This window comes from Ruegeria arenilitoris, from assembly GCF_013030985.1.
In the GTDB taxonomy this organism is placed as follows: Bacteria; Pseudomonadota; Alphaproteobacteria; order Rhodobacterales; family Rhodobacteraceae; genus Ruegeria; species Ruegeria arenilitoris_B.
Window position 1 is genome coordinate 1 of record NZ_WPYP01000024.1, and the last position, 5974, is coordinate 5974.

Below are 5974 nucleotides of genomic sequence, written 5' to 3' on the forward strand. Positions count from 1 at the left end.
CAATCGTGCCGATGTTGACGTGCGGCTTATTACGCTCAAACTTTTCCTTTGCCATTCCTCAGGCGCCCTTTTGCGATTTGGGGGACCCTTGGTCCCGTGGTTACATCTGCGCGCGCGAGATATTTGGTTCAAAGGGGAAAATCAAGCACATCCTGCGTTAAAACCCGTTTATGATGCCGGATTTTGCGTCACCACGTCGGAATCCAGCGGCTGGATCAGGTCGGGCCGCTTGTCGAACCAGCCGTTCTCTTCATGTTCCTCGGCCAACCACTCTTCGACCCGGTCGGCAACTTTCAGAGCCAGGCCGCTCATTTGTTCCTCTTTGGTGCGTTCATGACCCGACCCTTTCAGGGCGCTGCCGCCGGTTGTGTCTTCCAGCACCTGGAACTGCTTACCTTTGGCCAGGAACTCTTTCTTGTTCACGTCGTAGACGTTGACCAGAACAATTGCCGTGCTTTTGGGGTTATAGATCACCGGGATGCCCGGAGGAGCCAGCATATAGCCTTCGAGGCTGATGCCGATGTCATATTCCTGCGCGCCCTCATAACGACCCAAGCGGATATCGACCGCATTCTGGATTGCAGACGTCCATTCGTCCGGAGTGGCATCCCGCGACACCGGCCCCTGAACCGCCTTGTCAGCAAAGGCATAGTTCACGCGCATATTGAATTCGCCTAACGACTCGGGTTCTTCGTAAACCTGGGTCTGTGTGCAAGCGCCCATCAGGGCCAGTCCGGTGATCAAAGTCAGAATGCGCAACATAGTCTCTTCTCGATAGGCCTGTTTTGCTTTGATCTAGCGCACCGATACGGCCTGTGCCAAGCCGTATCGGCGGATTTCCCCAGAAACCGAGGCTGGATCACGAGAATTTATAGTTCCGCGGGAAGCCGTAAGGCGGCTTTTTCCCGACGCTGGCACGTTTGGCCAGCCATTGGGACATATCGGCCTCGTGCCGCGTTTTGTCGCCGCCCATAGACCATTTCAGACCCTCTTCCCAGTTGAACGTCGTGATGTCGGACAGACCGCCATCCAGTTCCAACGTCCCCTGACGCCCGCGCGCCATATTGTACTTCTGCAGGCGCACGCCCTTGCCGCGGGTCATCTCGGGCAGTTCCTCGGTCGGGAAGACCAGGAACTTGCCGTTCTGAGACACCACGGCCACGTGATCGCCCGCAATCGGCTTACAGATCATCGCGGTCTCGTCGCCCTTGACGTTCAGCACCTGCTTACCGTTGCGGGTCTGCGCCAGCACGTCATCCTCGGGCACCATGAAGCCGTTACCCGCATCCGAGGCCACCAGCAGCTTGCGCCCCGGTTTGTGGATCAGGATGTCGATGATCTGCGCCTCGTTCGGCAGGTCGACCATCAGGCGCAGCGGTTCGCCCATGCCCCGCCCGCCGGGCAAGTTCGCCGCGCTGACCGTGTAGAATCGACCATTGGAGGCAAACACCAGCAGTCGGTCGGTGGTTTCGGCGTGGAAGATGAAACGCGGCCCGTCGCCGTCCTTGAACTTGAGTTCACGCTTCAGGTCGATATGGCCGGTCATGGCGCGAATCCAGCCCATTTGAGAGCAGACAACCGTGATCGGTTCGCGGTCAATCATCGCCTCAAGCGGCACTTCTTCGACCTGCCCAGCCTCGGCAAACTGCGTGCGCCGCGCGCCGCCTTCGTAATCTTTGCCAAAGGTCTTCTTGGTCTCTTTCAGCTGCTCGGCGATCTTGGCCCATTGCAGGGCAGGATCGGCCAGCAGGTCTTCGAGGTTGGCACGCTCTTCCATCAATGCGTCGCGTTCGCGGACCAGTTCCATCTCTTCCAGACGGCGCAGGCTACGCAGACGCATGTTGAGGATGGCGTCGACCTGAACCTCGGACAGCTCGCCCTCACCCGGCTTGGGCGAGACATAATCGGACTCATCGGTCGCGCGGACATGGGTAATGCCCCAATCCTCGCGCATCAGCGCGGCTTTGGGGTCGTCGTCATAGCGGATGATGTCGATTACGCGGTCAAGGTTCAGGAAGGCGACGATAAAGCCCTCCAACACCTCCAGACGGTGGTCGATCTTAGCCATGCGGTGACGCGAACGGCGTATCAGCACCTCTTGCCGGTGATCAAGGAAAGCGCGCAGCACTTCCTTCATCGAACAGACCTTGGGCGTCACGCCGTCGATCAGCACGTTCATGTTCAGGCTGAACCGCACCTCAAGGTCCGAGTTGCGATAGAGCATGCCCATCAGCACTTCGGGGTCCACGTTCTTGGAACGCGGCTCCAGAATCAGGCGGATGTCATCGGCGGATTCGTCGCGGACATCGGCGAGGATCGGGATTTTCTTGGTTTGGATCAGCTCCGCGATCTTTTCGATCAGCTTGGACTTCTGAACCTGATAGGGGATCTCGGTGACGACGATCTGCCACTGGCCACGGCCAAGATCTTCGACCTCAAACTTGCAACGCAGACGGAAGGACCCGCGACCGGTGCGATAGGCCTGAGCGATGTTCTCAGGTGGCTCTACGATCACACCGCCGGTCGGGAAATCCGGGCCGGGGACGTAGTTCAACAGCGTGTCGTCGCGCGCATCCGGCGTTTTGATCAGATGCAGACAGGCGTCACACAGTTCGGAAATATTGTGCGGCGGGATATTCGTCGCCATGCCGACCGCAATACCGCTGGCACCGTTGGCCAGCAGGTTCGGGAACTGCGCAGGCAGCACCACCGGTTCTGTCAGCGTGCCGTCATAGTTGTCGCGGAAATCGACAGCGTCCTCGTTCAGACCCTCAAGCAGCGCCTCGGCCACGATGGTCATCCGCGCCTCGGTGTACCGCGAGGCTGCCGGGTTGTCGCCGTCGATATTGCCGAAATTCCCCTGCCCGTCGACCAGCGGGTAGCGGACGTTGAAATCCTGCGCCAGACGCGCCATCGCATCGTAAATCGCGGCGTCGCCATGCGGGTGATAGTTACCCATCACGTCGCCCGAAATCTTGGCGGATTTCCGGAACCCCCCCGTCGCGCTGAGTCGCAGCTCGCGCATGGCATAAAGGATTCGCCGGTGAACCGGCTTCAGACCATCCCGGGCATCCGGCAAAGCGCGATGCATGATGGTGGACAGCGCATAGGTCAGATAGCGTTCGCCAATCGCGCGGCGCAGCGGTTCGGCTACCTCGCCCCCGTTCTCGGGGGCCTCCATGTTGGGGTCGTCGATCGTATCGTTCATATATGATGTGATACGCCGCAAGCGCGCCTTGGTAAAGCAAGCAGCGCATATTTTGCTGGGGACAAGTGGCGCTTTTTGCAACAGGGGGAGGCAACCCCCGGATTTCCCCCGTTTTTCGACTCGGAAACCGAAATATGATACCCTGAACGCATTAGACTACTGCCTATTTGTTGTTTCTTACGATTACCGGGGGATGCGCCATGACGCGCCTTATTGTTATCACTTTCGCTGCACTTGGTTGGTGCTTTTATGTAATGAGCGGCGGCCCGGATTTCGAACCGCGCGGCCTGCGTGCCGAACAACCCGTTCGCATCGCCTCTGTTCCGAATCCATCTGTCGCCCCTGCCCGCGCCGAGGAACTTGTGACCAATGTCGCGGCTCGCATTCCGACAGTGCGCATTCAGCCGGAAACGGCAGTGGAAGAGGTGGTCGAGTTCGTGGCGGATGACGCCACTCTCGAATCTTTCTCGACCCTGTCGGTGTTCGAGGATCAAAGCGCCAACATAACGCTGGCCTCGCTTGAGGACGGCGTGGCCGGCCTTACCCAGATCACCGACGAGGTGCAGGAAGACGTGGTCGAAACGCCCGCCATCCCCGAGCCCGAAAAGGACATTCGGGAAATCTCGGGCACCCGCGTAAACATGCGCGACGGGCCGGGCACGATCTATCCGATCATCGGCAAGGTTACCATCGGTCAGCAGGTCGAGGTTCTGAGTGAATCCGGCACCGGCTGGCTGCGCCTGCGCGTGTTGCCACAGCAACAGGTCGGATGGGTTTCTGCCTCGCTGGTGCGAAAAACCTCGAACTGACGGCGTCCTGTCATTGTCCTGACCCAAACCTCGCCATAGCTTAGGCGCAGGTTCAGAGTCAGGAAGATCATGAAAAAGACCATTCTTATCACCGGTTGTTCCTCGGGCATTGGTCTGGATGCGGCCCATGGAATGCGTGCGCGTGGATGGCGGGTGTTTGCCTCGTGCCGCCAACAGAGGGATTGCGACAGGCTGCGGGCGCAGGGTTTTGAAAGCCCACGCATCGATTACACTGACCCGGACAGCATCGCCTCGGGCCTTGCCGAGGTTCTGGAGGCCACCGGCGGCACGCTGGACGCACTGTTCAACAACGGCGCGCATGGCTTGCCCGGTGCGGTCGAGGATCTGCCGACAGAGGGTCTGCGCGCGATTTTCGAATCCAATTTCTTTGGCTGGCACGAGCTGACCCGGCAAGTCATTCCGGTCATGCGGGCGCAGGGACATGGGCGAATCGTTCAGAACTCCTCGGTACTCGGTTTTGTCGCCTTTCCCTGGCGCGGGGCCTATGTGGCGACGAAATATGCCGTCGAAGGTCTGACGGACACGCTGCGTCTGGAACTGGCCGACACCGACATAAAGGTCATCCTGATCGAACCCGGCCCGATCACCTCGAAAATCCGCGAAAACTCGATCCCGTTTTTCGAGCGGTTCATCAACTGGCAGAACTCGGCCCTGCGGGAACGGTACGAGGCATCCCTGTTGAAAAGACTGTACGAATCCAGAGGACCCGACCGGTTCGAGCTGCCAGCATCAGCCGTTACCGACAAGCTGGCCCATGCGGTTGGCTCAAAACGCCCTCGGGCACGGTACTACGTGACGACACCGACATATATCGCCGGATACCTGCGCCGCATCCTGCCGACCCGCACTATCGACCGCATCCTTTCCGACGTCTGATGCGAAATTAACCGTTCGCTTTTTGCCCCCGTGGGTCTAGATGATAGATCAACGAAACAAGAAACGCGGACGGTGCATCCATGGACCTTTTGATGGTCATTTTGCTGTTGGCCATGGCGGCAGTGGTCGTTGTGCTGGCGATTGGCATTTCGAACTTTGGCAAAAGCGGCAAAAGCGCCGCGATGAAAAGCAACCGGATGATGCAGTTGCGCATCCTGTTCCAGTTCATTGCCGTGGTGCTGATCCTGCTCTACGTCTGGCTGCGTGGACAAGGAGCACAATAGATGGTCGTTCTGAACAAGATTTACACCCGCACAGGCGATGACGGGAAAACGGCGCTTGGCAATGGTGAACGGGTGGCCAAATACTCGGGCCGTGTGGCTGCCTATGGCACCGTGGACGAGCTGAACGCCTTTGTCGGCGTGGCCCGCACCGAGGCAGATGGCGAAGTCGACGCCGCCCTGTCGCGTATTCAGAACGACCTGTTCGATCTGGGTGCCGATTTCTGCCGCCCCGAGATGGAAAAGGACGCCGAGGCTGATTATCCGCCTCTGCGAGTCGTCGCCTCTCAGATCGACCGGCTCGAGGCCGAGATCGACGCCATGAACGAATCGCTGGAACCGCTGCGCAGCTTCATCCTGCCCGGCGGATCGCGACTGGCAGCGCAACTGCATGTGTGCAGGACCGTCTCGCGCCGGGCCGAGCGGCTGGCGGTGGAACTGACCAACATGGAGCCCGTAAACGAGGTTGCAGTGAAATACCTCAACCGCCTCAGCGACTGGTTCTTCGTAGCCGCCCGTTGTGCCAACGAAAACGGCACGCAGGACGTGCTGTGGGTTCCGGGCGCGAACCGCTAAGTTTCAGGCCGCAGCGTCAAAAAACACGAAACGCGACGTCCCAAGCCCATGACGTGACGATTTTGCTCTGTTACGCGGCGAATTCAGACGTTATTCAAACGTCCGAGAGCATTGGTGGAGTCGCTTCGCGGCTTACCGTTTTTTGTGAGGAGCAAGCGCAAAATGAAGGTACTCGTGCCTGTGAAGCGCGTGATTGACTATAA

6 protein-coding genes are annotated in these 5974 nt (G+C 59.1%); 4 read left to right on the plus strand and 2 right to left on the minus strand.

Annotated features, from left to right (window positions below; translation table 11 throughout):
• Positions 1-168 precede the first annotated feature (168 nt).
• Positions 169-762: a hypothetical protein gene (locus GOX88_RS23125; RefSeq protein WP_170407777.1), complete on the minus strand. Its 594-nt coding sequence runs from the start codon at positions 760-762 to the stop codon at positions 169-171.
• Positions 763-859: 97 nt separating this feature from the next.
• Entirely contained in the window at positions 860-3208 is a 2349-nt protein-coding gene (locus GOX88_RS23130) for a DNA topoisomerase IV subunit A (RefSeq protein ID WP_170407780.1), read from the minus strand.
• Positions 3209-3408: 200 nt separating this feature from the next.
• Here GOX88_RS23130 and GOX88_RS23135 point away from each other — a divergent pair, with 200 nt between their 5' ends.
• The 4 genes from GOX88_RS23135 (at position 3409) to GOX88_RS23150 (ending at position 5771) form a co-directional block, all read left to right on the plus strand.
• On the plus strand, positions 3409-4017 hold the full coding sequence (locus GOX88_RS23135; RefSeq protein WP_254436265.1) for an SH3 domain-containing protein: 609 nt from the start codon (positions 3409-3411) through the stop codon (positions 4015-4017).
• A 69-nt stretch (positions 4018-4086) separates the two neighbouring features.
• A complete protein-coding gene (locus tag GOX88_RS23140; protein ID WP_170407783.1) occupies positions 4087-4914 on the plus strand; it encodes an SDR family NAD(P)-dependent oxidoreductase in 828 nt (275 codons plus the stop codon).
• A gap of 80 nt (positions 4915-4994) precedes the next feature.
• Positions 4995-5198 (plus strand): twin transmembrane helix small protein, encoded by a 204-nt coding sequence (locus tag GOX88_RS23145; protein WP_170328291.1) that lies wholly within the window; start codon positions 4995-4997, stop codon positions 5196-5198.
• Entirely contained in the window at positions 5199-5771 is a 573-nt protein-coding gene (locus tag GOX88_RS23150; protein WP_170407786.1) for a cob(I)yrinic acid a,c-diamide adenosyltransferase, read from the plus strand.
• The last annotated feature ends 203 nt before the right edge of the window (positions 5772-5974 follow it).

Coding starts and splice junctions, on each gene's coding strand:
- GOX88_RS23125 (WP_170407777.1), bottom strand. CDS start 762: ATGTTGCGCATTCTGACTTTGATCACCGGACTGGCCCTGATGGGCGCT.
- GOX88_RS23130 (WP_170407780.1), bottom strand. CDS start 3,208: ATGAACGATACGATCGACGACCCCAACATGGAGGCCCCCGAGAACGGG.
- GOX88_RS23135 (WP_254436265.1), top strand. CDS start 3,409: ATGACGCGCCTTATTGTTATCACTTTCGCTGCACTTGGTTGGTGCTTT.
- GOX88_RS23140 (WP_170407783.1), top strand. CDS start 4,087: ATGAAAAAGACCATTCTTATCACCGGTTGTTCCTCGGGCATTGGTCTG.
- GOX88_RS23145 (WP_170328291.1), top strand. CDS start 4,995: ATGGACCTTTTGATGGTCATTTTGCTGTTGGCCATGGCGGCAGTGGTC.
- GOX88_RS23150 (WP_170407786.1), top strand. CDS start 5,199: ATGGTCGTTCTGAACAAGATTTACACCCGCACAGGCGATGACGGGAAA.